General features: G+C 36.0%; 29 protein-coding genes. 12 read left to right on the top strand and 17 right to left on the bottom strand.

Annotation, left to right across the window (positions count from 1 at the left end; translation table 11 throughout):
• Window positions 1-8: 8 nt before the first annotated feature.
• The 11 genes from JNG87_RS00590 to JNG87_RS00540 form a co-directional block, all read right to left on the bottom strand.
• On the bottom strand, window positions 9-530 hold the full coding sequence (locus JNG87_RS00590; RefSeq protein WP_238349640.1) for a GNAT family N-acetyltransferase: 522 nt from the start codon (window positions 528-530) through the stop codon (window positions 9-11).
• Between the two features lie 136 nt (window positions 531-666).
• Window positions 667-1,290 carry a hypothetical protein gene (locus tag JNG87_RS00585; RefSeq protein ID WP_202841106.1) on the bottom strand — a complete coding sequence of 208 codons (624 nt, stop codon included), beginning with the start codon at window positions 1,288-1,290 and terminating at the stop codon, window positions 667-669.
• A gap of 385 nt (window positions 1,291-1,675) precedes the next feature.
• Window positions 1,676-2,407, bottom strand: a complete 732-nt coding sequence (locus tag JNG87_RS00580) for a class I SAM-dependent methyltransferase (protein WP_202841105.1) — start codon at window positions 2,405-2,407, stop codon at window positions 1,676-1,678.
• 219 nt (window positions 2,408-2,626) lie between these two features.
• Window positions 2,627-3,040 (bottom strand): SRPBCC family protein, encoded by a 414-nt coding sequence (locus JNG87_RS00575; RefSeq protein ID WP_202841104.1) that lies wholly within the window; start codon window positions 3,038-3,040, stop codon window positions 2,627-2,629.
• A 2-nt stretch (window positions 3,041-3,042) separates the two neighbouring features.
• A complete protein-coding gene (locus tag JNG87_RS00570; protein WP_202841102.1) occupies window positions 3,043-3,546 on the bottom strand; it encodes an SRPBCC domain-containing protein in 504 nt (167 codons plus the stop codon).
• Between the two features lie 65 nt (window positions 3,547-3,611).
• Complete coding sequence (locus JNG87_RS00565) at window positions 3,612-3,932, bottom strand: ArsR/SmtB family transcription factor (RefSeq protein WP_047378845.1); 321 nt, start codon at window positions 3,930-3,932, stop codon at window positions 3,612-3,614.
• 128 nt (window positions 3,933-4,060) lie between these two features.
• Window positions 4,061-4,294 (bottom strand): YqaE/Pmp3 family membrane protein, encoded by a 234-nt coding sequence (locus JNG87_RS00560; protein WP_202841100.1) that lies wholly within the window; start codon window positions 4,292-4,294, stop codon window positions 4,061-4,063.
• A gap of 28 nt (window positions 4,295-4,322) precedes the next feature.
• Window positions 4,323-4,706 (bottom strand): tetratricopeptide repeat protein, encoded by a 384-nt coding sequence (locus JNG87_RS00555; protein WP_202841098.1) that lies wholly within the window; start codon window positions 4,704-4,706, stop codon window positions 4,323-4,325.
• Between the two features lie 92 nt (window positions 4,707-4,798).
• Entirely contained in the window at window positions 4,799-5,218 is a 420-nt protein-coding gene (locus JNG87_RS00550; protein WP_202841096.1) for a DUF1801 domain-containing protein, read from the bottom strand.
• A gap of 86 nt (window positions 5,219-5,304) precedes the next feature.
• Window positions 5,305-5,718 (bottom strand): hypothetical protein, encoded by a 414-nt coding sequence (locus tag JNG87_RS00545; RefSeq protein WP_202841094.1) that lies wholly within the window; start codon window positions 5,716-5,718, stop codon window positions 5,305-5,307.
• Between the two features lie 17 nt (window positions 5,719-5,735).
• Window positions 5,736-7,754: a M3 family metallopeptidase gene (locus JNG87_RS00540; protein ID WP_202841092.1), complete on the bottom strand. Its 2,019-nt coding sequence runs from the start codon at window positions 7,752-7,754 to the stop codon at window positions 5,736-5,738.
• Between the two features lie 214 nt (window positions 7,755-7,968).
• On the opposite strand from JNG87_RS00540, the gene JNG87_RS00535 reads away from it, so the two are divergent.
• The 7 genes from JNG87_RS00535 (at window position 7,969) to rimM (ending at window position 12,202) form a co-directional block, all read left to right on the top strand.
• Window positions 7,969-8,493, top strand: a complete 525-nt coding sequence (locus JNG87_RS00535) for an SRPBCC family protein (RefSeq protein WP_202841090.1) — start codon at window positions 7,969-7,971, stop codon at window positions 8,491-8,493.
• A gap of 138 nt (window positions 8,494-8,631) precedes the next feature.
• Window positions 8,632-9,081 carry a hypothetical protein gene (locus JNG87_RS00530; RefSeq protein ID WP_202841088.1) on the top strand — a complete coding sequence of 150 codons (450 nt, stop codon included), beginning with the start codon at window positions 8,632-8,634 and terminating at the stop codon, window positions 9,079-9,081.
• A 108-nt stretch (window positions 9,082-9,189) separates the two neighbouring features.
• Window positions 9,190-9,825, top strand: coding sequence for a DoxX family membrane protein (locus tag JNG87_RS00525; RefSeq protein ID WP_202841086.1), 636 nt, complete (start codon window positions 9,190-9,192; stop codon window positions 9,823-9,825).
• A gap of 44 nt (window positions 9,826-9,869) precedes the next feature.
• Window positions 9,870-10,379, top strand: coding sequence for a nitroreductase (locus tag JNG87_RS00520; protein ID WP_120232096.1), 510 nt, complete (start codon window positions 9,870-9,872; stop codon window positions 10,377-10,379).
• Complete coding sequence (locus JNG87_RS00515) at window positions 10,380-10,964, top strand: hypothetical protein (protein ID WP_202841084.1); 585 nt, start codon at window positions 10,380-10,382, stop codon at window positions 10,962-10,964.
• Between the two features lie 114 nt (window positions 10,965-11,078).
• Window positions 11,079-11,645: a 30S ribosomal protein S16 gene (locus JNG87_RS00510; RefSeq protein WP_062673921.1), complete on the top strand. Its 567-nt coding sequence runs from the start codon at window positions 11,079-11,081 to the stop codon at window positions 11,643-11,645.
• Window positions 11,646-11,659: 14 nt separating this feature from the next.
• Window positions 11,660-12,202 carry a ribosome maturation factor RimM gene (gene rimM, locus JNG87_RS00505; RefSeq protein ID WP_110010066.1) on the top strand — a complete coding sequence of 181 codons (543 nt, stop codon included), beginning with the start codon at window positions 11,660-11,662 and terminating at the stop codon, window positions 12,200-12,202.
• Between the two features lie 53 nt (window positions 12,203-12,255).
• On the opposite strand, the gene JNG87_RS00500 is transcribed toward rimM, so the two are convergent.
• From JNG87_RS00500 to JNG87_RS00480, 5 genes are all read right to left on the bottom strand, one after another.
• Window positions 12,256-13,908: a serine hydrolase domain-containing protein gene (locus JNG87_RS00500; protein ID WP_202841081.1), complete on the bottom strand. Its 1,653-nt coding sequence runs from the start codon at window positions 13,906-13,908 to the stop codon at window positions 12,256-12,258.
• Window positions 13,909-14,004: 96 nt separating this feature from the next.
• On the bottom strand, window positions 14,005-14,919 hold the full coding sequence (locus tag JNG87_RS00495; protein ID WP_202841079.1) for a helix-turn-helix domain-containing protein: 915 nt from the start codon (window positions 14,917-14,919) through the stop codon (window positions 14,005-14,007).
• 166 nt (window positions 14,920-15,085) lie between these two features.
• Window positions 15,086-15,925 carry an SDR family NAD(P)-dependent oxidoreductase gene (locus tag JNG87_RS00490; RefSeq protein ID WP_202841077.1) on the bottom strand — a complete coding sequence of 280 codons (840 nt, stop codon included), beginning with the start codon at window positions 15,923-15,925 and terminating at the stop codon, window positions 15,086-15,088.
• Between the two features lie 165 nt (window positions 15,926-16,090).
• On the bottom strand, window positions 16,091-16,897 hold the full coding sequence (locus JNG87_RS00485; RefSeq protein WP_137905098.1) for a helix-turn-helix transcriptional regulator: 807 nt from the start codon (window positions 16,895-16,897) through the stop codon (window positions 16,091-16,093).
• Entirely contained in the window at window positions 16,894-17,823 is a 930-nt protein-coding gene (locus tag JNG87_RS00480; protein ID WP_202841075.1) for a helix-turn-helix domain-containing protein, read from the bottom strand. The genes JNG87_RS00485 and JNG87_RS00480 overlap by 4 nt, the downstream gene beginning before the upstream one ends.
• 250 nt (window positions 17,824-18,073) lie before the next feature.
• On the opposite strand from JNG87_RS00480, the gene JNG87_RS00475 reads away from it, so the two are divergent.
• From JNG87_RS00475 to rpoN, 5 genes are all read left to right on the top strand, one after another.
• Window positions 18,074-18,736, top strand: coding sequence for a hypothetical protein (locus tag JNG87_RS00475; protein ID WP_202841072.1), 663 nt, complete (start codon window positions 18,074-18,076; stop codon window positions 18,734-18,736).
• 18 nt (window positions 18,737-18,754) lie between these two features.
• Window positions 18,755-19,396, top strand: coding sequence for a hypothetical protein (locus JNG87_RS00470; RefSeq protein WP_202841069.1), 642 nt, complete (start codon window positions 18,755-18,757; stop codon window positions 19,394-19,396).
• 177 nt (window positions 19,397-19,573) lie between these two features.
• Window positions 19,574-21,277 (top strand): helix-turn-helix domain-containing protein, encoded by a 1,704-nt coding sequence (locus tag JNG87_RS00465; protein WP_202841067.1) that lies wholly within the window; start codon window positions 19,574-19,576, stop codon window positions 21,275-21,277.
• A 738-nt stretch (window positions 21,278-22,015) separates the two neighbouring features.
• Window positions 22,016-23,464 (top strand): asparagine--tRNA ligase, encoded by a 1,449-nt coding sequence (asnS, locus tag JNG87_RS00460; RefSeq protein WP_202841064.1) that lies wholly within the window; start codon window positions 22,016-22,018, stop codon window positions 23,462-23,464.
• 160 nt (window positions 23,465-23,624) lie between these two features.
• A complete protein-coding gene (gene rpoN / locus JNG87_RS00455) occupies window positions 23,625-25,088 on the top strand; it encodes an RNA polymerase factor sigma-54 (protein ID WP_110010057.1) in 1,464 nt (487 codons plus the stop codon).
• Between the two features lie 46 nt (window positions 25,089-25,134).
• Here rpoN and JNG87_RS00450 read toward each other — a convergent pair whose 3' ends face one another.
• A complete protein-coding gene (locus tag JNG87_RS00450) occupies window positions 25,135-26,760 on the bottom strand; it encodes an AMP-binding protein (protein ID WP_110010056.1) in 1,626 nt (541 codons plus the stop codon).
• Between the last annotated feature and the right edge of the window lie 47 nt (window positions 26,761-26,807).

Here is a 26,807-nt window from a genome sequence, read left to right as displayed (position 1 = left end):
CCTGAAAATTAAGCGATGAGGTATTTTATCATTGTAAAGTTGGTCAAAGGAACTCCTTTTACATAGACCGTTTTTTCCTGAACAACCTGAAAGCCTGCTTTTTCAAAAAATGGTCTGGCTGTTTTGCTTACATCTGCAGTAACCTTCGTTTCATGATTCAGCAAAGCTTCTTTTTCAATCTGACGAAAAAGCATGGCTGCGATACCTTGATGCTGATGATCTTTGTGTACAAAAAGCAGATCAATATAATTTCCGTGAGCAAGTGTACAAAAACCAGCGATCTTATTTTTTATGACCGCAATCAAAACATATTGATCACGGATCACTTCCATCCATCTCTCCTCATTCCCAGCCCCGGATTTCCAGGCTTCAAGCTGTCGAGTATCATAGTCTTTTTTACATACTTCATCTATGGTTGCCGTAAAAAGCTGCAACATTTCCGGAAGATCATCACTGGCTCCTTTCCTGATGATGATTTGATTATCTGATGTAAAGTTGTTCATAAAGCTTTTGCTGTTCTTTAATCTCATGTCAGAAGTTTCATAAAAAAGCAAGCAGTTCCGCATCGTAAAAGGAAACTGCCGGCTATGTTATAGTTTTTATCCTGGTTCAATACTATAAAAGACAATTATTGAATGCAGGATGTTACATAAACCGTATAATTTTCTATTCCTGTTCAAGCTTGATGATAGATCCCTTATAAAATCTAGTCAGATCATAAAGATCGGTAAAGTAATGCTGAAGATCCGGGATGATGGCAGGATCAAAATCTTTCAAGCCACATTGATCTTCTGCCAGAAGGTACAAAGACTGGTTATCCGGTTTCAGATATTCACAAAGGATATTATCAGAATTTTGTTTTCTGTTAATCATCTCTGTCAGAAATATTCCGTAGATCAGAAATTGATTGAAATTTTTAGCATCCACAATATAATTCATGTCCTGTTTCAGCAGTTTTTCATAATCGGAAAGGATCTGAAGGAAATTCTCGGCATGAACGGTTGTTGGAATTTCATAAAAAAGATCAATACCATTGATGAAAAGCTGTGTTTTGGTCTCTTCGTGATCTGAAGAATATACTTTGTGAAACCATTGAAAAATAAGCAGAAGTTCTTCCTGAGTAAGCTCTTCAACAGAACTTTTTACTTTTTCTTTAATGGTTTCAAGGCTGTTTTTCGCTTCAGGCTGAAGAAATTTCAGAATATGTTCTTCTTCACGGCTGAGTTTATTGTACAAATTAATTTTGGCAATAGTGGGATTGGTCTTGATGAAATATAGTTCTTCCGCCATAGTTATTTACCAAATTAGATTTCAAATGGTTGTTTAAATATACAAAATATGCATCAACTGTATTAAAAAAAATAATATGCAATGAATGGTATGCTATTGTATTGTTTTTTGCATTGCAATTCTGTTTCCTTCCGGGTCTTCGAACTCTGCTGCAGCAAATTCATATTTTCATCAATTCTTTTGGGGTAAAAACAGAACCACCATGGTGAACGGCTTTCTCCAATTTTTGATCACTATTCTCTGTATGTTTTTTGTAATGATCGATATTCTTAAAGTTCCGGACGATGTTCTTCCGAATGAAAAACAGAAAATGATATTGTTTTTTTAGTATTTCTTACATCATCAGATAATAAGGGGAATGCATGCGGGAATTTCTGGTCGAAAATTATTTTTCAGCTGAAATGAGCAACATCATTGGTCTGCGGAGTTCCTCTTTCATCTCCGGAATTTCTTTCAACATCTCTTCTTCTGGTTGAGGTTCAATAACTTCTTTGATTTTAAAACCTGCTTTTAATAATGTATTTAAATAAGAAGTTAAAGTATGGTGATATTTGATGACATGTTCTCCCAGAAAAGTAGTGTTCCTTTTTCCTTCTATAAAATAACGGTCTACCGGCCAGCAGGTTTTTTCACCATTTTTATCATATACCCAATCCTGACCGCCTTCTGCAGTGAAAACAGGATGCTCTACTGAAAATACAAATGATCCGCCGGGAATAATCCATTTATAAATCTGTTGAGCGATGGTACCAAAAGATTCTATATAATGCAAGGTAAGAGAGCTCAATATGATGTCAAATTGTTCGGCAGGATAGTCAACATCTTCAAGGGCTTTTCTTTCATATTGAATTCCTTCAAGATTATTGATTTCCATAGCTTTTGCCAGCATTTTTTCTGAAAGATCAATTCCGGTTACAGATTTTGCTCCGTGTTCTATCGCATAGCGGCAATGCCACCCGAAACCACAGCCAAGGTCAAGAACATTTTTTCCCTGAAAATCAGGCAGCATATTTTTTAAGGTGTGCCATTCTCCTGCTCCCTCTAATCCTATCTGAGAACGAAGCATTTTCTCGTATTGATCAAAAAATGAAGGATTATCGTATTTGTTTTCTTTCATAGCTTCAAAAAAATGGGGTTCTTAATTATCTATCCTTGTCAAGGTTTTAAACCTTGACAAGGATCAAAGACTACTGTTCTTTCTGATATTAATCTCAGATATTCCAGATTTTGAAATATAAATTTACGACAATATCAGAGATGAGAGGTTTCCGATCCCTTAAAAATAAAAGCTGAATGTAAAACATCCAGCTTTATATCAACTCTCAATTGAAAATTTTTAATTTGATTCCGTATATTTTTTGAAATTATCAAGAATTGCCTGCCAGCCTCCTTTCTGCATGTCTTCAGGATTCTGGTTTTCAGGATCAAAAGCTACATCTACATGGGTTTGGCCATTGTTTTCTTTAAAGTCAACATGTACCTGTCTTCCGTCCGGCATGGTATAGGTAAAGTTTTCACCATCTTTTATTTCATTATAAACAGCTTCAAAGTCGAAACCGAAACTTCCGTCTTTTGCTTCCATTCTTGCTGCATATTTTCCTCCGACTTTCATATCATTTGAAGCGGAAGGACACTGCCAGGAAGGATCAGCAAAGTTCCACCGGGTGATATGTTCCGGTTGGGTGTAATAATTCCATACTTTTTGTGCATCTGCATTGATGGCTGCAGAAACTGTGATTTTGTGGCTCATTTTTATTGATTTAATGATGATAATAATTCGTCGAGTTTTTCAAGAGTTGCCATCATTCCCTGTTCCATACCCATTTCGATAATGGTTTCCAGATCAGCTAAGGACTGATAGTGAACAATTGTTTCTACAAGGGTATTTTCATTTTTATCAGTGAAAGTTACTGTCCATTCTGCCTGAGGAAGATGGGTGTTGATTTCTCCTTTTTCATTACAAAAAGCATCACCTGATGTATAAGAATCTATTGGGTTTATCGTGTGGTAGCTTACCCAGCCCCAGTATTCTGTTCCATTAGGCTCTACCATTGCATAATGCCAGTGTCCGCCTTCACGGAATTCCATTGATTTTGTTTTCGTGGTCAACGGTTTTGGAGCAAACCAACGGTCAAGAAGTTCACTTTTTGTGTAACAGTCCCAAACCATTTGCCGGTTTGCCATAAATTCACGTCTGATCGTAAGGGTGTTCTTTTCCTTGTCTGCCAGAAAATCGAACTGAAGATGATGTTTCATAATAATATTTTTTATAGTTTTTTTGGCTTAAATGATGAAAATATGAGGTTTTACATTGCTGAATTTTATTTCTGCTGGCTTTTCAATGTTGCCAGTAAGGTATCAAGCTGCTCGAAACGGCTTTCCCAAATCTTTCTGAACTGTTCCAGCCAATGATCTATTTCTTTCATTTTATCAATTTCTAAAAAGTAATAAATTTCTCTTCCCTGGTGATTCTGGGTTACCAATTCACATTCCGTCAGAATTTTCAGATGTTTTGAAACAGCCTGTCTGGTGGTATCAAAATGCTCTGCGATGGCATTGGGTGTCATCGCCTGTACTGCAATCAGTGCAATAATAGCCCGGCGTGTGGGATCTGCTATAGCCTGAAAAATATCTCTTCTCATAAACGATGATTTTTAAATGAAACCATATGGTTGTAAATATATGTGCAACTTTTCGGTTTCGCAATTTTTTTTGATAAAAATTATAAATCAAAAACTAAGAAATAATAGATGATATCTGTTAATTGGTTTTAAAACAGGTGCTTGTAATGGGTTTGAGCAGTTTTATTTTTTATTTTCCGCATCGCTTTGATCAATCTGTCATTTCTTTTGTCAGCTCTTTCATTGTTTAAAGAAAGAACTGCCCAGATTGCCGCAGGAAGCCATCCGATAAGGGTAATTTGTAAAATCAGACAGATGATTCCGGTGAAAACTTTTCCACGGACGATAAAAGATAAAAAGGGTAATAATATGGCCAGTAACATGATTGTAAGTTTTAATTTAAATGATTTTTTAAAGGGATTGCGGATCAAAATGTGCTTTAAAAGTAAGAGGATCTTCAGTTTTGTCCTCAGCTTCTTCAAGATATTCAAGATACTCTTCCTGATGTTTTCCCATATAAACAAGCACAATGGAAAGATTGACAAACAGATTTTTGTCTTCAGAACCTAAATTTAATGCTGTATTTAAATATTCCAGTGCTTTTTCATTTTCTCCCATATCGGAATAAACAGCACCCATATTAATTAAAGCCGGAGTGTTTTCAGGCTCAACCAGTAAAATTTCATCCAGTTCTCTGATCAGCAGATCGTTTAAAGTATCCCAGTGATCTTCGTTTTCCCATCTTTTGGCCTGAAGTTTTTTTACGTTTTCTAATCTTTGTTTTAACGTGCTCATTATTTAAAATTACAAAATGGATACTATTCGTTTCCTGTACAAATTTAGCTTTCCTGGAAAAGATATGGTATTTTTTTACAGAAATAAAAAAGTTATTCTTTGAGTCCATCCAGTATGGCAGCTTTCAGTATTTCAATATTAATATCTTTTAAAGCTTTAAACTTAATACAATATCCTGTTACACCAGCTTTACCTATCTTTTCTCCGTATGTTTTTGAAAGGTAAGTTTTGTCACTGATATTCATAATATAAATGGAAATCCCTGTGGTATTGGCACTCATCCCAATCTGGTAAAAATCTCTGGTTTTTCCGTCAGCATATTGTAATGTATAAAATCCATACCCGATATTAGGATTGGAAACTGTTTTATTGTCATTGTCTTTACCATTCAGAAACCACAGCTGGCCATCCGGCATAAGCTCCAGAATGATGCGGTGGAGCCCGAGCATATCATTACGTTTCTTTTCAGGCTGGCTGTTGATATAGTCGTGGATTTGTTCTTGAATGGTCATGGATCAGGAATTATTTGAGGTTTTCGAGCGGCTAATTTAAAACAAAAAAGAACAGCAAACGCTGTTCTTTTTTTGTGTTTTCTGATCTATTGAATCAGTTCTTTTATTGTTTTTTCTGTTTTCAGCAGTTCACCATCTGGAATCTGATGATGAAGATAAGTGAAAAGCAGATTGGTTACCCAGCTGTTTTCAACCTGATGAACGTAGTAAGAGCAGATCAAACCAAAATCATCGGAAATATAAGCCGGAAGATCTGAAGAGCCGGTGGTTCTGAAGGTGGAAATAAAAATTTCCTTCCGGATATCACTTATTTTGTCTTCGGTTTCTTCATCAAAAGATTTTTCTTCAATTTCCTGATAGGCCTTCATCCATTCATCAGAAAACTTTGTTGAATCTCTTTTGTCAAGAATTTCATCAATCTTTTTAGGAGTTATACGTTCAAAAACTGTTTTTAAAGATTGATTAAAAACAGCCTCTAACTTGTTGATTTCTTCTGTCATGATTTTCAAGATATATCCTATCCAAATGCTCTTTTCAACAGGCTTTCCACTTTCGGCTCACTGCCCCTGAAACTTTTGTAAAGCTCCATTGGGTCTTTTGTTCCGCCCGAAGAAAGCAAGACTTTATATTTGGCTGCAATCTCAGGATTGAAAATTCCGTTTTCTTTGAAATACTGGAAAGCATCAGCATCCAGAACTTCCGCCCATTTGTAAGAATAATATCCTGCTGAATATCCTCCCTGGAAAATGTGAGAGAAGCTTGGGCTCATCGCTGTTTCAGAATTCGAAGGATAAAGAGTGGTTGCTTTGGTATATTTATCTTCAAACTCTTTTACACTTTCATGTTCCAGTTCTGCCACTTTAGTATGATAATTCATGTCCAGAAGTCCGAAACCTAGTTGTCTTAAAGTCTGGTAACCTTCCATGAAATTTTTGGACTGCTCGATTTTTTCAATTTTTTCGTCAGGAAGAACTTCTCCTGTTTTATAGTGTTTTGCAAAAGTTTTCAGGAACTCAGGCTCATAGCAGAAGTTTTCCAGAAACTGTGATGGAAGTTCCACAAAGTCCCATTTTACAGAAGTCCCGGAAAGAGTAGGATATTGAGTATCTGCCATCATCCCGTGAAGAGCATGCCCGAACTCGTGGAATAGAGTCGTCACTTCCTGGAAGGTCAATAAGCTAGGCGTATCTTTTGTCGGTTTGCTGAAGTTGCAGACAATTGAAATATGCGGACGGGAATTTTCGCCGTTTCGCTTATACTGGTTTTTGTAGCTGGTCATCCATGCACCGGCCCTTTTTCCTTTTCTTGGAAAATAATCAACGTATAGTAATGATTTGTAATTTCCGTTCTCTTTTACTTCATATACCTTTACATCTTCATGATATTTCGGAATATCGTTTCTTTCCTCAAAAGTCAGTCCGAAAAGTTCTCCAGCCAGTCCGAATACAGCATCCTGCACCTGGTGTAATGGAAAATAAGGTTTTAATTCTTCATCATTAAGGTCGAATTTCGCCTTACGAAGTTTTTCAGCATAGAATGCATGGTCGTAACCTTGCATTTCCTCAATTCCGTCAGCTTTTGCTAAAGATTTTAATTCTTCAATTTCTTTATCGGCATAAGGTTTTGCTTTGGTAAGAAGTTCATTTAAAAAATCGAAAACTTTCACCGGAGACTTGGCCATTCTTTCTTCAAGAACGAAATCAGCATAGTTTTTATATCCTAAAAGTTCAGCTTTTTGTTGTTTTAAATTCAGAAGTTCTTTAATCAAATTCTGATTGTCAAATTCACCACCATCGAAAGACTTTTTACCATTGGCTAAAGCCAGTTCCTTTCTCAGTTCACGGTTTTCAGCATAGGTCATGAATGGAATATAGCTTGGATACTGTAAAGTGACTACCCAGCCTTCAAGATTCCTTTCTTTCGCTTCTTCCGCATATTGATCAATGATCGCCTCAGGAATTCCTGCTAGATCTTCCTTATTGGTGATATGTTTAAAATAAGCATTGGTGGAAGCCAGAACATTTTGTCCGAACTGTAAAGATTTTACAGAAAGATCCATGCTGATTTTCTTTAATTTTTCTTTGTCTTCCTCATTCAGTAAAGCTCCGCTTCTTACAAAACCTTTGTAGGTCTCATTCAAAAGCATTTCCTGTTCCTCGTTGAGATTATATTTTCCCTTTTCATCATATACTTTCTTGATTTTGTTGAAAAGGGCCTCGTTTTGAGAAATTTTTGAAGAATATTCCGTTAAAATCGGAGAAACCTCCTGGGCAATCTGCTGGATCTCATCGCTGGTCTCTGCCGAATTTAAGTTGAAAAAAATATTAGAAACCACATCCAGCTGTTCTCCCGAATAGGCCAAAGCTTCAATAACATTTTCGAATGTGGGAGCATCAGAATTGTTGACAATAGCATCAATTTCCGCTTCAGATTTTTGAATTAAATCTTTGAATGCAGGCAGGTAATCTGCATTTTTAATACTGTTGAACGGAGCCGAATGATATGGAGTGTTAAATTTTTCTGTTAAAATATTCATTTTTTTGATCTTTTTTAGATAAGGTAAATTTAATGATTCATCGGGAATCACAGCTGAAACACTCAAAAATAATGCCTTACTGGTGTGGTATGACAAAAATACCTTATCTTTAATTAATCTTGTCATATGGAAAGAAGGAGTGATGTGGGAATATTTAATTTTGAGAACAGATTAAAAAGTCATCATTAAATAAGTAACCTTAAATATACAGACTATGAAAACACTCTTAAAAATTATCGGTATTATCATCGTACTGATTCTTATCTATGCTGTCATTGCCATGCTGGCTTTCAGTAAAGATTATCACTATGAAAAATCAATTGTCATTAATGTTCCAAAGGAAAAAGTATGGCAGCATACCAGCTCTTTACAAGCATACAATACCTGGGATCCTTTTTCTAAAGAAATCAAAAACTTTTCTGTCACTTATTCAGGTGCGGGTAACCAGCCTGGCAGCTCTTATCACTGGAAGGGTGACGGCAGTGAAGGAGAACAGTCTATCACAGAAATTATCCCGAATGAAAAACTGGGAACCCAGCTTCATTTCATACAGCCTTTTGAGGGAACTGCTAAAAGTAATATCATACTGACTCCTGAGGGCAGCGGTACAAAAGTGACCTGGATGATAGATAATGAGCTGAATACCATGATGAAAATTATGAAGCCTATGATGGACAGTAATATGGATAAAATGTTTAGTCAGGGACTGGGAGATCTGAAGAGACTTGCTGAAAAATAATAGGAAGCCTTGTACAATGTACAGGGCTTTTTTATTAAATTCTTTTTACCCATCATGTTGATTGAGGAAGCGTTATTTTATGTTAAGTCATTGAAATATTATTCTAAAAATATTATCTTTATATAAAGAATAGATTGTATGGAGAAGATTGTATTTGAAAAAAGTGATATCAGAGACTTTGTGAAGACCACCATCGCAGAGAAAATTGAAAAATTGAAAAACTTTATCGAATTTACCATGGAAGCCAGCCGTGACATCAAAAAAACTCCGAAATATGACAGCATGAGAGAAGAAATGCAGGAGGAAATTTATCAGATGCAGCGGCAACTTGGCGCATTGAATGATCTTAGGAGGAATATGGCAAAGGTTCTAAATACAGCTACAGAAAGGGTACAGCTCGGTTCACTGGTGATTACCAATAAAGCCAGGTTCTACATTTCCGTGTCGCTGGGAGAGTTCTTTTTTGAGGGCGACAGATTCTACGCTATTTCTCCGGAAAGCCCCATGGCTAAAAAAATGATGGGAATGAGACCCGGAGACGAGTTTACCCTGAATAAAATCCATCAGAAGATTGTAGAGGTATTGTAAATAAGATTCTGCAGTATCATATAGTTATTCATCTTAATAAGATTAACTTCAAATTTATATTTGAAGTTTTATTTTTATTTAGTACCTTGCTATGCAAAATACTATACTATGAAATTTGAACAATTAAGAACAGGCAGAATTAATCAGTGGATCATTATTCACCTTCGTTATCTCGTAGGCTCTGCTTTTTTTCCATCAGGTTTAATAAAGCTTATGGGAGAGAGGTTTACCAGAATTTCAGCTGATAACCCAATCGGATACTTTTTTGAAGCTTTATATCAATCCGGATTGTATTGGAATTTTTTAGGACTGGCACAGGTGGCAGCCGGAATTTTACTGATGACACAGCGCTTTGCAACATTGGGAGCATTGATGTTTCTGGCTATCTTGAGTAATATCTGGGTTATTACCCTCAGCCTTTCCTTTTCGGGGACCTGGATAATCACCTCCTTAATGATGATTGCCGTACTGATATTGGTCATTTGGGATCAACATAAACTGCTTCCTGTTTTTAATTACAATAAAGCAAGTACCGTGAAGGAATATCCTGATCCCGATAACAGATGGATCATTGCCGGGGTAGTATATTCCATAAGTTTTATTGTGTTATTTATGCTGAACCCGGCAAAAGGGGAAGTCTATGAAAAATGGCTGAGTATTCTGATTGTTTTAATCATTGCAGCAACATTTATCATAAGCAATTATCAGGCGTATAAAAATCGTAAACTGGCTATACATCCTTAACATTTTAAAATGAAGATTGAATTTCATGTTGTAAATTTGCAGGTATGAGTAAAGCAACCATTTTAAAAGAAATTATAGAGGAGAGAAGAAGTATTTTCCCGAAAGATTATACAGACACAGAAATATCTCAGGAAGTTTTGGAAGAGATTGTAAATTCTGCCACGTTTGCTCCCAATCACAAACGTACTAAGCCTTGGCGTTTCAAAATATTCAAAGGAGAAGAAAAAGCACAGCTGGCAGCAGAAATGCAGGCTATCTATAAGACCGTTACTCCAGAACAACTTTTTTTAGAAAAAAAATACAACGATATCGGTTTTAAAATCAATAAAGCCAATGTTGTGGTTTCTATTGTTGTCAACTTCAGCGGAATGGTTCCTGAATGGGAAGAAATAGCAGCGACTTCAATGGCGGTTCAGAATATGTATCTTAGCTGTACAGCAAATAATATCGGGTGTTACTGGAGTTCTCCTAAAATCGTGGACGAGCTGAAAGACTCTCTGACCATTGAGGAAAACCAGAAGTGCCTTGGACTTTTCTATATGGGAACGGTGTAGATGAAGAATATTTACAGAAATTATAATGAAGAAGATCTTCATGTTGCCTATCTTCATATGACTGATCATACTGGTAAAGTCAATGATGAACTGCGGGAAGCCATCAGTCAGCAATTCAATTATGATGAATTTGTAAAAACAGCAGAATACAGGAAAGTTTTAGTCAAAGAAAAAGGGAGAATCTCATTTGAAGTACACAAAAGGGTACAAAAGGGAGAAAATATAGATGTTATCCTTGAAAATATTTCTTCAGAAATGATTAGCAGCAGCGATTTAAAGATTTTTATTCTGAATAAATTTGATCAGTTTTCAAAAGTCAAAGAAAATGATAAGATAGATGAGAAAATCATTTTTAAAAGTCTTTTAGGGCTTATCATAGCTTCTGTAACCGGGAGTCTTTTTTTTAAGGCTGTGCTTACATCTACCGGGCAGTTTTCATTTTTTCTACTGGTGCCTGCGTATATCATCAACTATTTGGTGATCTATGGGATTACAGGAAAAACAAGAGATAATTTTGTTGTTTTTATGGCAGTTTTAATTTCTGTGATTATTTCAACAGTATTCTCTTTTGCACTGATTAGTTAAAAAATAATGAATTTTATAAAACTTTTTACTCAGAGCTCTTTACTTCAAACTTTTTTACTATCTTTGCACTCTTAAATATTTAACTGGGACGAGTTCCCGTAAAATTCAAACATTATGTCAGTAAAAATCAGATTACAAAGACACGGTAAAAAAGGAAAACCTTTTTTCCACATCGTGGTTGCAGATTCTAGAGCTAGAAGAGATGGTAGATTCATCGAAAAACTAGGTACTTACAACCCAATTACTAACCCGGCAACTATCGAATTGAACGTTGATTCTGCTGTAAAGTGGTTAAACAACGGTGCTCAGCCTACTGATACTGCTAGAGCTATTTTATCTTACAAAGGTGCTCTTTACAAAAAACACTTACAAGGTGGTGTAGCTAAAGGTGCTTTTGACGAAGCTGAAGCTGAAAAAAGATTCAATGCTTGGGTAGAAGCTAAAGATGCTAAAGTACAAGGTAAAGTAGAAGGTTTAGCTACTGCTAAAGCTGATGCTAAGAAAGCTGCTTTAGAAGCTGAAGTAAAAGTAAACGAAGCTAGAGTTGCTGCTGCTGCACAAGCTGAAGCTGATGCTAAAGCTGCTGAAGAAGCTGCTAATGCACCTGCTGAAGAAGTTGTTGCTGAAGCTACAGAAGGAGAAGCTCCTGCTGCTGAAACTGAAGAAAACACTGAAGCTTAAGAACAAAACCTGTTATGCGTAAAGAAGATTGCTATTTTTTAGGAAAAATCACACGCAGACATGGACTTGCGGGTAACGTGATCCTTAAATTGGATACCGATCAACCCGAGCTTTACAATAAATTGGAATCAATATTCGTTGAAATCAACGGATTATTGGTTCCATTTTTTATTGAAAAATCATCATGGAGCAAACTGGATGCTCTGAATCTTGCATTCAAAAACTCTTCTGAAGCTATGGTAGATCAGGTGCTGGGTAAAAGTGTTTACCTTCCGCTTGCTTCACTGCCTAAACTTTCAGGAAAACAATTCTATTACCACGAAATCATCGGATTTGAAATTCTTGATCAGAATGATAACAACTGTGGCGTGATCAGATCTGTGAACGATCAGACAGCACAGGTGTATTTCATTACCAATCTGGATGGAAAAGAAGTGGTTATTCCAATGATCAAAGACTGGATTCTTGAGGTAGACAGAGAAGAAAGAATCATCAAAATGGAACTTCCTGAAGGTCTTATTGATGTTTTTCTGGTTCCTTCAAAAAAAGACGAATAGTTTAGCAATAAGCAATTCATTCTCACTTTTCTACATTACTTACTCATTACTGATTATTCATTACTCATTTTTAAGGCGGGTAAAAGATAATCCTGTACTATTTTTTCAGATTGCTGGTGTGCGTAGGGCTTGTTGTAGGCTTGCGCTGTAATTACTATGACAACTGGTATCTGAGTGAAAATAATAATCTTATTTCCTCCATTTCCACTGGAGTGGAAAGCTTCATAACTTTTGTTTCCCACCTTGTAAATCTTTCGCCAGAACAGATAGCCATATCCTTCGAAATCAGGATGATCAGGAAAATAATTGGTGAAGGATTTTTTAATCCATTCCTTACTCAATATCGTTTTTCCATTCCAGTCGCCATTATTTTTATACAACTGTCCGAATTTTGCAAGATCCAGTAGTCTCATACGGAGTCCTCCCGCCAAAGAAGGCTTCTGCTGTGGTGTAAACTGCCATTTATAGCGGGTGATTCCGAGTGGCTGGAATAATGTTTTATCTGCATAATTTTTTAAACCTTTTGGAACTGTTTTATCCAAAATATCTCCGGATAATACAACACCTGCCGTAAAGTAACTCCAGTTTTTACCGGTTTTATTCCCTGTCAAAGGCAGATCCAGCGTAAACTTTACCCAGTTTTCTGTCGGGTACATATTTTCTTCATTTCCCGGAGATTCAGAATTTTCATCATTTCCGTCAAATCCTGAACTCATTGTCAGTAAGCTTTTTATAGTAATATTTTCTTTTTGAGAAGAATAATTTTTAAAAAGTTTAAGATCATAAAATTCTTTCAGAGTTTGATTTTCACTTTTTAAATATCCATCCTGGATTGCAATTCCCGTTAAAGCAGAAGAAAAAGATTTCCCAACAGAGCGCGTATCCTGTAATGAATCTCTTCCGGATCCGTTAAAATATTCTTCAATAAGTAATTTTCCTTCCTTTATAACAGCTATTCCGGTGATATTTTTGAACCTGTTTTCTGCAATTTTCTTATTCAGAGTTCTGATGCTTTCCGTATTGATTCTTTCCTGTGAAATATTCCAACCGCTATTGGACTGAATAGGTTGAATGGCGATTTGCTGCTCTGTAGTGTTTTGAGCAGGAACAGTGAGATTGATTTGTCCTTCTGCAATGACTGATCCCGTTATGATCGTGTAAGTGGTAAGGTAAGGGCGGATTTCAATTTTTAGAACATGATTGCCTGCTGAAAGTGCATCAATTCCGTCGTGAGCCATATAAAAACGCATCCATAAATACCTTCCCCAGGAATCTTCATTTTTGCTGCTGAGAAGAGGAATTCGTAAGCTGGTTTTGAATTTTTTATGGTCGGAAGTTCCCGCTCCTGTATTGATATTTTCCTGATAAATAAGTTTTCCGTCTACATAAAATGAGAACTGATAATTTCCTTTTTTCAACAATTCATCCATAGTCCAGCCGGGTTCAAGCTGATGAAGATAATTGATCAGCGAGTTATCAAAAAAAGCATGAATACCAAGATCTCCGTTTTCCTGAAATACAGTAGAAGTGAGAATATCTGAATCTTTCAGGTTGTCCAGCGGCGTATTTTGTGAAAGGAAAACAATCTTTCCACTATTTTTTTTCTGAACCGGATTTTCAATTTTTTCAGGATTGACAATATTGTTGTTTTGCCCGTGATGTAGACAAAATATAAAAATAAAGATCAATAGTAGAAATGATTTCATATCAAAGAAGTATTTAATCAAAAATAATAAACTTCTTTAGAGTGAAATAGAATGAAATTAACATTGCTATTTTATAATGATCATTTCAAAGCGCTGCTAATTGAAAAGCTTTCTGAATTCTCCTGGTGACTGATTTGTTTTTTGCTTAAAAAGTTTGCTGAAAGACTGCGGATGCTCAAAGCCCAGCTCATAAGCAATTTCACTGACAGACAAATTGGTGGTGCTTAAACGTTCTTTTGCCGCATCAATTAATTTATTCTGAATATGCTGCTGTGTATTTTGCCGGGTGTGAAGACGTAAGAGCGTTCCAAGGTAATTAGGTGAAATATTCATCTGCTCGGCAATACATTTCACTGTGGGAATTCCGTTTTCAAGGAGGTTTCCGTTTTCAAAATATTGAGAAAGAATGTCTTCAAATTTATATAACAATTCGTGGCTTGATTTTTTTCTGGTGAAAAACTGCCTTTCATAAAAGCGGTCTGAATAAATCAGTAACAATTCAATCTGGGCAATAATCAGATCCTGCGTGAATTTATCGATATTGGCCATATATTCCCGCTCGATATTTTTAAATAGATCAACAAGGATTTTCTCTTCCTTATCAGAAAGGAAAAGTGCTTCTTTCACCTTATAACTAAAGAAATCGTAAGACTTTATTTTCCGGGTTAATGAAGTATTCCACAGAAAATCAGGATGAATAAGCAATAAATATCCTGTAGGTTCTGCTTCTATATCCGGATTGATTTCCAGGCTTAAATACTGTTGCGGGGAAACGAAACAGAGCACTCCGGAGTTAAAGTCGTATTGCTGCTGCCCGTAATTGAACTTTGGAGTAACATTTTTTTTCAAACCAATGGAATAAAAATTCTGGATCCATCTCAATTCTTCATTTTCTACAACATAGCGGACCTTGCTGTAATCGATCAGGCTGATCAGCGGATGCTCAGGACTCGGAAGTCCGCAGAAAGCATGAAAATCGGATATAGAATTAAAACGAACAGGTTGTTTCATATAACGAAGTTAGTTGTTTTTTCAAAATGATAACACATTGATCCAAAAAGTCTTCGGCTCCGCTAAGACTGATCTCTCTAAAGTTTTATATCGAATTCAGGAATATAAATTAAAACATTCAGTATTAGAAATGTCACCCTGAGCGGAGTCGAAGGACATGATTATATTAAATTGCAGTAGAAACAGTCAGGCTTTCCCATTTCTCAGCATCTTTCTTTAAAATATCAATTTTGTTATTCAGAAATTCCATCGTTCCTACACCCAATAATAAATGTACTGGAGGATTTTTCTCTTTACTGATCTGAATCAGGACATCCGCTGCTTTTTCAGGATCGTTAGGCTGATTTCCATTGATTTCATTAAGGTGAGCCTGTTCCGAATTTCTCGCTGCTTCATAAGCCTGGATAGGATTGGCGGGCGTTTTCACAGAATCCTTAGTTAGAAAATCGGTACGGAAATATCCCGGGTAAACCACGGTAGCATGAACTCCGAAATCTTTTACCTCTTCAGCCAGCGCTTCCGTAAATCCGGCAACCGCAAATTTTGTAGAACAGTAGATTCCCCAGCCTGGAAAATTAGCAGAATATCCTCCGACAGAAGAAATATTGAAAATGTTTCCTGACCTTTGTTTACGCAGATAAGGCATGGCGTTTCGGATCACATTTAAAGTTCCGAAAACATTCACTGCATAATTTTCTCTTGCTTCCTCATCAGTAAGTTCTTCAAGCGTTCCGATCTGGCCGTAACCTGCATTGTTGACCACTACATCAATTTGTCCGAAATGGTTTACTGTTTTTTCAATAGCAGATTTGATATCATTATTGTCTGTGATGTTTACGCTGAGCGGAAGGAAGTTTTCTGAACTTTCTCCAATGTTGGAGATCAGGGATTCAACGGTACGGCTTGTTGCAGCAACCTGAAATCCTTCTGAAAGTAATTTTTTCACCAACTCGAACCCTAAGCCTTTTGAAGCTCCTGTCACGAACCATACTTTTTTTGTTTCCATTTTTAAATATTTTTTTGTTTAAATGATGGTACAAAGATGAAAACTTACGAAAAGGGAAATGTATCCAAATCGGGGAATGATGTATCCAAATCGTGAATGATGTTATTTAACGCGTGTCAGTCTCAATGAAATGCAATGTAATGAAGAATCTCAAACAATCAAGTTTCAATGATTTTTCAACAGATTCCTGTATTTCAAAGGAGTAATTCCGATATTTTCTTTAAAACATCGGATAAAGTGACTCTGATCTGAAAAACCACATTCCAGAGCAATATCCGTTAAAGAAGAAGGTGAATTGAGAAGTTCCATTGATTTATTAATCTTTAATTTTCTGAGATATTCCCCCAGATTGCAATGGAAATGTTTATGAAATTCCCTGCTGAGATGAACAGGATGGATGTTCAGTGTTTTGGAAAGTTCTGTAAGACTGAGATTTTCTGTAAAGCTTTCATGCAGAATTTCATTGATCCGGCCTACCCACAAAGGTTTTCTTTCTGTATTTTCCTTCTGATGAGTTAACTGGTTGAAAAGATGCAGTAATAACTGATTAATATTTAGATCAAAAGAAATATCATTGGTTTTGGTTTCTTTGAACATCTGATAAACCAATAGTTTTAAAGCAGGATTTTTGATATTAAAACTTCCTTCCACTTTATTTTTCTGAATATCAAACCGATCAAACCAGCTTTGCGAAAGCTCAATGTGAAAGCCTCTTGTGAAAATATCCGGTTTACGATTATAGTGCGGATCTTCCCAATGATGATACAATAATGTCCCTGCAGAACAGCCGTAGGTTTCTTTTCTGTTTCCTTCTGTCATGGTGCCCTGTAGAAGAAAAGTGAAATAAGCATTTTCATGATAATGCCAGTCTACGTAAGGATGAGTATACTCCGTATCGGTGATGGTCAATCCTTCCAAATTGACCATTTGATTGGTTTCCCCAAAATATTCGCCGCTACGAAGGCTGTTCATGATAAATTTTGTTTTAATCTGTCGATCTGCTCATACATCTTATTAAAAAATATTTTCCTCTCTCTGTTTCCGGATTCGTTCAGTGATCTTGAGTTTTTGATCTGATGTTCAAAATAGCTCAGAGAATCTTCGCACGTCATTTTATCATTGGTCATCATATATCCAAACATGCTGAAAGGCACAAAAAAGGAACACTGTTCTTCATTTTTGAATAAAATACTGTTGTTTAAAATTACTAAATCATTGACATAGATCTGAAAATTATTTTTTTCCAGTGTTTTAGTCTCCAGTTCTTCCAGTAATTTTCTTAGGTCTTCCAGAATAAGATCCACTTCATTTTTCTTTAATAATCCCATTTCATAATAGAATGAAATTTGTCTCAATACACTCATAATGGTAGTGTCATTCCATATTTCCGTTACATTTTGTTTATCATAAAGATCTTTCAGCATCTCATTTTTTATAGAATGGTATTCCATAGTAAACCCATGGAAAGGGCTTAAGAACTTATCCTGATTCAGTAAATTCATCCAGACATAAAACTTGAAACGGGATAACATTGAATGTGAAATAGTATAAAAAAACGGGATGTCTTTTGCAGAATAAAATACTTTAGAATTGTTAATGTTCTGAAAAACATTCAAAATCTTCAGAGAGTTTTCAAAATAGTTTAAAAGATCTTCTGTAGTTTTTACAGGCTGTGTTCTTTTGACAACCAATTGATTTTCCGTTCCCAGAAACTGATCCAATGAGATCTGATAGTATTTGGCGAGCTCCAGTGCTTCTTCAAAACTGAACTTGGCTTTCATAGAAGTTCTTCTGTGAGCGGCATCATAACTGATATTAAGAATGTTGGCGATCTCATCATTCAAAGATTTCTCACCGATTTTTCTTCGGATTTCCTTCAATAAAGCCTCCTGGTGCATAGTTTTGTGATTTTCACAAATGTAGTATTTTTTGTGGAAAGAGTTTTTGATTTTTTGTTTTTAGAAGGCTTGAAGCTTGAAGCTTGAAGCTTGGAGAAGGGAAGTATTGGATGTTGAAAGGATCCTTCTTCCTTCTTCCAACCTACATTTTGCGATTTTCACAAACCGGGTATATTTTTTAATTTTTTTTCACATTCGGAACTGGATCTTCAGCAGATAATTTTGAACTGTAATTTTAAAATAACGAGTTATGAAAACACGGATCTTATTAATAGCAGTTCTTTTAGTCAATACTCTGATGTATGCCTCAGACAGCCTGAAAGTAGATTCTTTGAAACCAAGACTGATTGCCGCTTCACCCTCAAAGACTGTAAAAAATGTCAACGGAATTTTATTTAAATATTATGATGAAGAAGATCATTTTAAGCCTAAAAAGGTAAATGGCTTAGGCATGGGATTCAATTTTGTGGGCATTTTCTTGCCGCCATTAATGCTTTTCAACCTACAATTACCAGGTAATAATGATTATGTGGTAGTTCCCCGCAAAAAAATGAATACTATTAACGGTCTGCAGTTGTCGCTTATCAATATGGAACCTACCGTCACAAACGGACTGGAAATTAATGTATCGAGTAATATCAATACGTATGCGGTGACCAATGGAATGTCTGTTTCTCCCTTTTTTAATGTGCATCACGAGATGAAAGGTGTTTCTGTAGCACCATTGGCCAATATCGGGCAGAAATGCAGAGGAATTCAGATCGGTTTGTATAATCAGTGTAAGGATTTCCGGGGCATCCAGATTGGTGGTTGGAATGAGAACGGAAGAAGGAAGCTTCCTCTTATCAACTGGAATTTTAAGAATCAGAAAACAAAAAAGGCGTTCCAGAAGAGCCACCATAATAAGTTTTAACCATTACATCATCAAGCCATGAAAAATTATACACTGATCTTATTTTTACTGATGCTGTCAATACGTGTTTTTTCACAAAATACAGTGAATGATACCTTGAAACCCCATATTGAAGAACCTTTCGATTATAAAAAATATTATGACTGTGATTTTGGAGAAGGGAACGTATTGATTGTCATTAAAAAAGGAAAAGAATTTACAGATCTGATAGATTTAAGAAAGTCCGGGAAAGGTTTTGCCATTAAAATGGAAGCCATCTACAGTATGGAGTTTGAGGATGGGCAAAGGTATGAATCAAGTGTGGTGAAAAGTATTACCGAGGACAGTATTTCGATCACAAATTTTTTCAATGAGAATGCTGCGAAGCTCGCAGGACAGCCTTTTAAATTAATTACCTATCCTCTGTCATCTTTGAAATATGTCCGCTTTATTGACGACAGAATGCTGTCCTTGTATAGCAGGAAAAATATTCAGAAGAATTTTGATGTAATGGTGAAGAAAATGGATAGGGCGAAAATGTGTCCTGCAGTAATTCAATTCAGAGATAGAAACAATGAAATGAAAGTCTGTCATTTCTATCTTACCTCTCAGGGCTATGATCTTCTCTATGAAGACAACGGAAGGGTATATTATATGGAAGGTAAAATAGAATGGAAATAATTTTGAGAGAGTACAGTTTTTTTAAGCTGTCTCTCTTTTGTTGATTAAATTACCATTGTTTTTAATGAAAATATGGATAAATACACGAAAAAAGCAAAAGCTGTGGTGTATCTACTGAAGAAAAATAATATTTTTGTAATATAGCCAGGATGAGTGATGAAATTAAAATATTTACTAATGTTATTGGTTATTGGGAATGTGTTTTTTCATGCACAAACCAATAATGCTGAAAAAAATATTCCCGAAAAACGGTCTTATGACAAATTGGAAAAAGAATTCTACAGCCATGTCGGGGATGTGAACAGTAAAAGCATTGCAGAAAGCTATCTTAAAAAAGCAAAATCTGAAAAAAATACGATTCAGATTGCTGAAGGATATGTTATGCTCCATTTTGGTGAAACTCTGCCCATTGCATTAAAATATCTTGACAGCTTACAACAGATCACCAGGAATTCCAAAGAAAATATATATCCGGCCAGAATTTATCTTTTAAAAGGGAATCTGTATTTCAGAAATGATAATCTTCAGGCTGCATTGAACAATTATATTTTAGGTCTGAAATATGCAAAAGAAAAAGGAAATAAAAGGCAGATTGCCATGGCACATATCAGTATTGCCTCCCTTAATAATTATATTGGTAAACACGCTGAGACAGCTAAAGTTTTAAGACATTATGCGTATGATACCGATTATATGAATGAAGATGAACAGAAATCTCTTAAGTTGAATCTGGCAGACGCCTATATAGAGATCAATAAAATGGATTCTGCTTATACATTGATACAGGAAGGCTTACTGGATTCCAGAAAAAATAAAAATCTTTACCGATATTACCAGAATCTTGGGCTGCTGGGATCTTACCATCTGCATTTGAAAAATTATCAGAAAGCAATTAACGCCTTATTGGAGTGCGAAAAATATTTCTTTACAAATACTAATGATAAAAGAGACCAGAATTACACTCTTTTATACCTGGGAAAATCCTATGCCGGACTTCAGGAAAAAGAAAAAGCAGCAGGCTTTTTCCACAGGATCGATTCTTTGGTTCTTAAAACGAATTATATTTATCCCGAGCTGAGAGATGTATATACTTACCTCATTGATCATTATAAAGAAAATAATGATATAGAAAAGCAGCTGTATTATGTGGACCGGTTTTTAAAGGTGGATCAGGTACTGTATACACAGTTCAGGTATATTTCCAGAGAGCTTCCCAGAAGATATGATACTCCGGAACTGCAGCAGGAGAAAGAGGATATTACCAATGAACTTACAAAAAGAAAAAGCCTCTTTTATATTGTGTTGAGCCTTTTGTTGATTTCGCATTTGCTGTTTATCAACGTTTATTTTAAATATAAAAAATCTGAAAAGAACTATAAAAAGATCGCTCAGGATCTTATTCAATCCGTTAATGAAAACAGGGTAGGGAGAAAAAGTGACGGGGAAATTAAAAAGGAAATTTCATCAGAACCTCTTCTCACAGAAAATACAGAAGATAAAACATCAAGAACTATTTCTGAAGATATTGCCAGGAATATTTTACATGAACTTGAGATATTTGAAAGCAAAGATCAGTTTTTGAATAAAGGAATCACGTTGGGAAGTCTGGCCAAAAAAATAAAAACAAACTCAAAATATCTGTCAGAAATTATCAATACTTACAAAGGGAAAAACTTTGCAACCTATCTCAATGATCTTCGTATTGATTATGCCATCAGCAGACTGGCCAATGACAAAAAATTCAGGTCTTATAAAATTCCTTTTATCGCCGAAGAATTAGGATATAATAATGAACAGGCTTTCACTTTAGCCTTCAAAAAAAGAACCGGAACACCACTTTCTATCTACCTGAAAGAAATTGAAAATATGTCTTTGGATTAATTTAATCGATTGATTTTCAGTTTAATATTATTTATAGATTCATGATTTTAGGTATATAAATTTATGAATCTATAAACCATTCCCTTGTATCATTATTTCACTTCCTGCATCTTTGCTTCAGGTAAAAACACAATCATTTATTTTGTATGTGCACAATACAAGATATCAGTTTCAAACTCCTGATTATTTAAAATCCAGGTCTGGAATTGTATCAGAAAAAGAATAACAAATGAGGGTAAAAACAGAAATAATAACCAGAAAATTAAATGTAAATAATGAAGTACTTGTTTAGAAATTTAGAATATAAAGTGTAGTGATTATTTAAAAATCATTAAACAGTATAAATCCGGTGAATCCGCCACAGTTTAAAAGTATAGTATAGTCTAAAAATGGATGTAAGCCCCGGTAATGACCACGAACGTATCATCTAAAAACTAATAACCATTTCAATAACTAATTCCATGAAAACTCAGAATAAAATCATATTTTATTCTTTTTAAAAGTGATCGTGTAAGTGTTCATTCCGGGTATTCCGGATTTTATTGAAGTTCAGGATAATATTGAGTGGAAATGTACCTGAAAATGCAGAAGAGTCCGAAGAAGAAAAGGTGAATTTCCTGAACTGAGAGTTTAAATACCAGTTAAATGATTTTTAAAGACAGCGCAATCATCAAGTTGCGCTGTTTTTTTGTAACTTTGCAGACATTAATTTTTATATAAAAAATTTATCATCAACAAATGAAAAAGCAAACGATCAAAGAAATCCTAAAGGATTACAAGAAAGTATTACATCATGACATTACTGTTTACGGATGGGTAAGATCCTTCCGTGCTAATCGCTTTATTGCGCTTAATGATGGTTCTACGATTAATAATTTGCAGATAGTTGTTGATTTCGAAAATTTTGATGAAGCAATCATCAAAAATATCAGTACGGCTTCTTCCCTGAAAGTGGTAGGAGAAGTGGTGGAAAGCCAGGGAGCAGGACAATCTGTGGAAATTATTGCTAAAAAGATCATTATTTTAGGAGATAACTTTACAGAAGAACTTCAGAGTACAATTCTTCAGCCTAAGAAACACAGTCTTGAGAAACTTCGTGAGCAGGCTCACTTAAGATTCAGAACAAACCTTTTCGGAGCGGTGTTCAGAGTGCGTCATGCAGTAAGTTTTGCTGTTCACTCATTCTTCAACCAGAATCAGTTTTTCTATATCAACACACCGGTAATTACAGGAGCAGATGCAGAAGGAGCAGGTGAAATGTTTGGGGTAACCAACTTTGATCTGAACAATATGCCGAAAACTGAAGAAGGTGAAATTGATTTTGCACAGGATTTCTTCGGTAAAAAAACAAACCTTACCGTTTCAGGACAGTTGGAAGGAGAAACTGCAGCTATGGGATTGGGAAGAATTTATACATTCGGACCTACTTTCCGTGCTGAAAATTCCAACACGACAAGACACCTTGCCGAGTTCTGGATGATTGAGCCGGAAGTGGCATTCAACAACCTTGAAGATAACATCGACCTTGCGGAAGATTTCTTAAAATATGTGATCCAGTATGTATTGGATAACTGCAAAGATGATCTTGAGTTCCTGGATAACCGTTTTACAGAAGAACAAAAGACAAAACCGGAAAAAGAAAGAGCAAAAGAAGGTCTTATCGAAAAACTTCAGAATGTGGTAGCGAAGCGTTTCAAGCGTGTAAGCTATACAGAAGCAATCGAAATTTTATTGAACTCTAAAGAAAATAAAAAAGGAAAATTTGTGTACCCTGTTGAAAAATGGGGAACAGACCTTCAGTCTGAGCATGAAAGATATCTTGTTGAAAAACACTTTGAAAGCCCGGTAGTATTATTTGACTATCCGAAAGAAATCAAAGCTTTCTATATGAAACTGAACGATGACAACAAAACCGTTGCTGCTATGGATGTTCTTTTCCCTGGTATCGGTGAAATCATCGGAGGATCTGAGAGAGAGGCAAGATTAGATGTCTTAAAACAGAAAATGGCAGATATGCACGTAGATGAGCATGAACTTTGGTGGTATCTTGATACCAGAAAATTCGGTTCTGTGCCGCATGCAGGCTTCGGTTTAGGATTGGAAAGATTGGTTCTTTTCGTAACAGGAATGACGAATATCAGAGACGTAATTCCTTTCCCTAGAACACCCAAAAGTGCTGAATTCTAGAACAATAAAAAAAGCCTTAATCACAAGTTAAGGCTTTTTTTATTCTTTAATAGTTTATTATATTAGGACAAGTAATGCAAAAATCATGCTAAATATGTTTTTTATCAAATAAATTTATTAAATTCGTAGAATATGTTATGTTAAAACGCCAAATAAGAATATGCTTAAACAACACTTACAACTCAAATTAGGACAGAAGCTGGCCCCTCAGCAGATTCAGTTGATGAAGCTTATTCAGCTTCATACTCTTGAATTTGAAGAGGAGTTGGAGAGGGAGTTGGAAGAAAACCCAGCTTTGGAAATTGCAAAAGAAGATTCTAAGGAAGATGACTATTCTTCCCTTGAAGACGCTTATCAGGATGAGGGTACAGACAGCATTGAGACAGATTTCGACGTCAACGAATATATCTATGACGATGAACCCAGCTATAAAACCGCATCCAGCAACTATTCTCCGGATGATGAAGAATTTGATAACGAGAGTCTTTTAACGGAAGGACAGTCCTTATATGATTATCTTACAGAACAGATTCACCTGGTGAATATCGGTGAGGAAGATCTTAAGATTGCAGAATACCTTATCGGAAATTTAGATACAGACGGATACCTGAGAAGAGAGATCAAATCAATTGTTGATGATCTTGCCTTCTCACAGGGAATCTATACCACTAAAGAAAGAGTGGAGGATATCCTTGAAAACTATGTGCAGAAGCTGGATCCGCCGGGAGTGGGAGCAAGAGGCCTTCAGGAGTGTCTTTTACTGCAGATCGAAAAGAAAGTAAGCTCTGATAAAGCTGTTTCTTTGGCTGCCAATATCTTAAGACATCAGTTTGATGCCTTAACCAATAAGCACTATAACAAGATCATTCAGAAATATGATATTGAAGAAGATGATCTGAAAGATGCGCTGGATGAAATCTCAAAATTATCTCCGAAGGTTGGAGGAAACTTTGATACCCAGACGATTACGATCAATCAGGAAATTATTCCGGATTTTGTAATTCAGGTGAAAGACGGACAGGTAATTCCTATGCTGAACAGCAAAAATGCGCCTACTTTAAGAGTGTCTGAAGAATATAAAGATATCCTGACAACCTATTCCCATGATAAAAACTCATCGGAACACAAACAGGCTGCTTTATTTATCAAGCAAAAACTGGATGCTGCAAAATGGTATATTGATGCGATTAATCAACGTCAAAATACCTTATTACAAACGATTACAGCGATTGTAAAGTTCCAGAAAGATTATTTCATTACAGGTGACGAAAAGTCCCTGAAACCAATGATCTTAAAAGATGTTGCTGATATTACAGGTTTTGATATCTCTACGATTTCAAGGGTGGTAAAAAGCAAATATGCAGATACACCGAACGGGATTGTATACCTTAAAGATCTGTTCTCAGACAGTTTAACCAATGACGATGGAGAAGAAGTTTCTACCAAAGAGATCAAAACCCATCTGCAGGAAGTGATCAGTAAAGAGAATAAAAGAAAGCCGCTTACAGATGATGCGTTGGTGGTGATCCTGAAAGAGCAGGGCTATAATATTGCCAGAAGAACGATTGCAAAATATCGTGAACAGCTCAATATTCCTGTCGCAAGATTAAGAAAAGAACTTTAAAATATAAAAAAAGCATTTCAGTCTGAAATGCTTTTTGTTTTTTAATTTAGCCCTGCTTTACGTGTTCCAGTCCCAGCTCCCTCATTGAAATTTCCCTCATTTCCACCTTTCTTATTTTTCCGGAAATGGTCATTGGGAATTCATCTACAAATTTCCAGTATTTCGGAACTTTATAATGGGCTATCCTTCCTTTGCAGTATTCCTGAAGTTCTTCTGCCGTGATGGTAAATCCTTTTCTCACCTTTATCCAGGCCATTACTTCTTCCCCGAATTTCTCACTCGGAACACCAATGATCTGAACATCCAGAATGTTGGTATACGTATATAAAAAGTCTTCAATTTCTTTAGGCGAAATATTTTCTCCACCACGGATGATGAGGTCTTTTATCCTTCCTGAAATAGTAATATAACCGTCTTGGTCCATTACAGCCATATCTCCGGTATGCATCCAGCGGGCATCATCCAGTACTTTCTTTGTATTTTCAGGATCATTCCAGTATTTCAGCATCACAGAATATCCTCTGGTACAAAGTTCACCATGCTCTCCACGTTTTAAAGTCCTTCCGTTTTCATCAATGATTTTGATCTCAAGGTGATCCTGAACAGTTCCTACAGTGCTGACCTGTTTTTCCAGCGGTGTTCCTATTAAAGTCTGAGTAGATACTGGTGAAGTTTCCGTCATCCCATAGCAGATGCTCATTTCTTTAATATTCATAAGGCTTTCCACTTTTTTCATAATCTCCGGAGGGCATACGGAACCAGCCATAACACCTGTCCTTAAACTTGAAAAATCATAGCTGTCAAAATCTTTTACTGCCAGTTCCGCAATAAACATGGTGGGCACGCCATACAAAGAAGTGCATTTTTCGTCTGAAACAGCTTTTAAAGTAATCTCCGGATCAAAGCTGTCATTCGGAATTACCATACAGGCCCCGTGAGCTGTGCAGCACATATTTCCGATAACCATCCCAAAACAGTGGTAGAAGGGCACTGGAATGCAGACGCGGTCTTTCTCAGTATATTTCAATCGGATCCCTATAAAATAACCGTTATTGAGAATGTTATGATGAGAAAGAGTAACCCCTTTCGGGAAACCGGTTGTTCCGGAAGTATATTGGATATTAACAGGATCGTCAAACTGTACATGTTCTTCAAAACTGTGAAGTACTTCGTCTGAAATTTCCTGGCCGTTATTCACAAAATATTCCCAGTTTTCATCAAAGAATATTTCATGCTCCAGGGTTGGACAAACTTCTTTTGCATATTCAACCATTTCTTTATAATTGCTGGTTTTAAAGCTTAAAGAAGAAAAAATAAAACGAACTTCGGACTGATTGAGTACATAGGTCAGTTCATGAGTTCTGTAAGCCGGATTGATATTCACTAAAATAGTTCCTATCCTGGCAGTGGCATACTGTAAAAGTACCCACTCATAACGGTTGGAAGACCAGATCCCGATTCTGTCACCTGCTTTTGCTCCTAAAAACAATAAAGCTTTTGCAACAGCTGTGGTCTGATTGTAAAATTCCTGATAAGTCGCTCTGTAATTCTGATGAACGCAGACAAGTGCTTCCTGGTGAGGGTATTTTTCGACAGTACTTTTAAGATTGGCTCCGATGGTCTGTCCTAATAATGAAACGTCAGAAGTTCCATACACATAAGATAAGGGCATAGTTTAAGATTTGGTGGAATAAAATTAATGATTATATCCCGAACTAT

Source organism: Chryseobacterium cucumeris, from assembly GCF_016775705.1.
GTDB lineage: Bacteria > Bacteroidota > Bacteroidia > Flavobacteriales > Weeksellaceae > Chryseobacterium > Chryseobacterium cupriresistens.
Note: the sequence above shows the minus strand (reverse complement) of the source record. Positions and strands in the feature narration are given on the sequence as shown.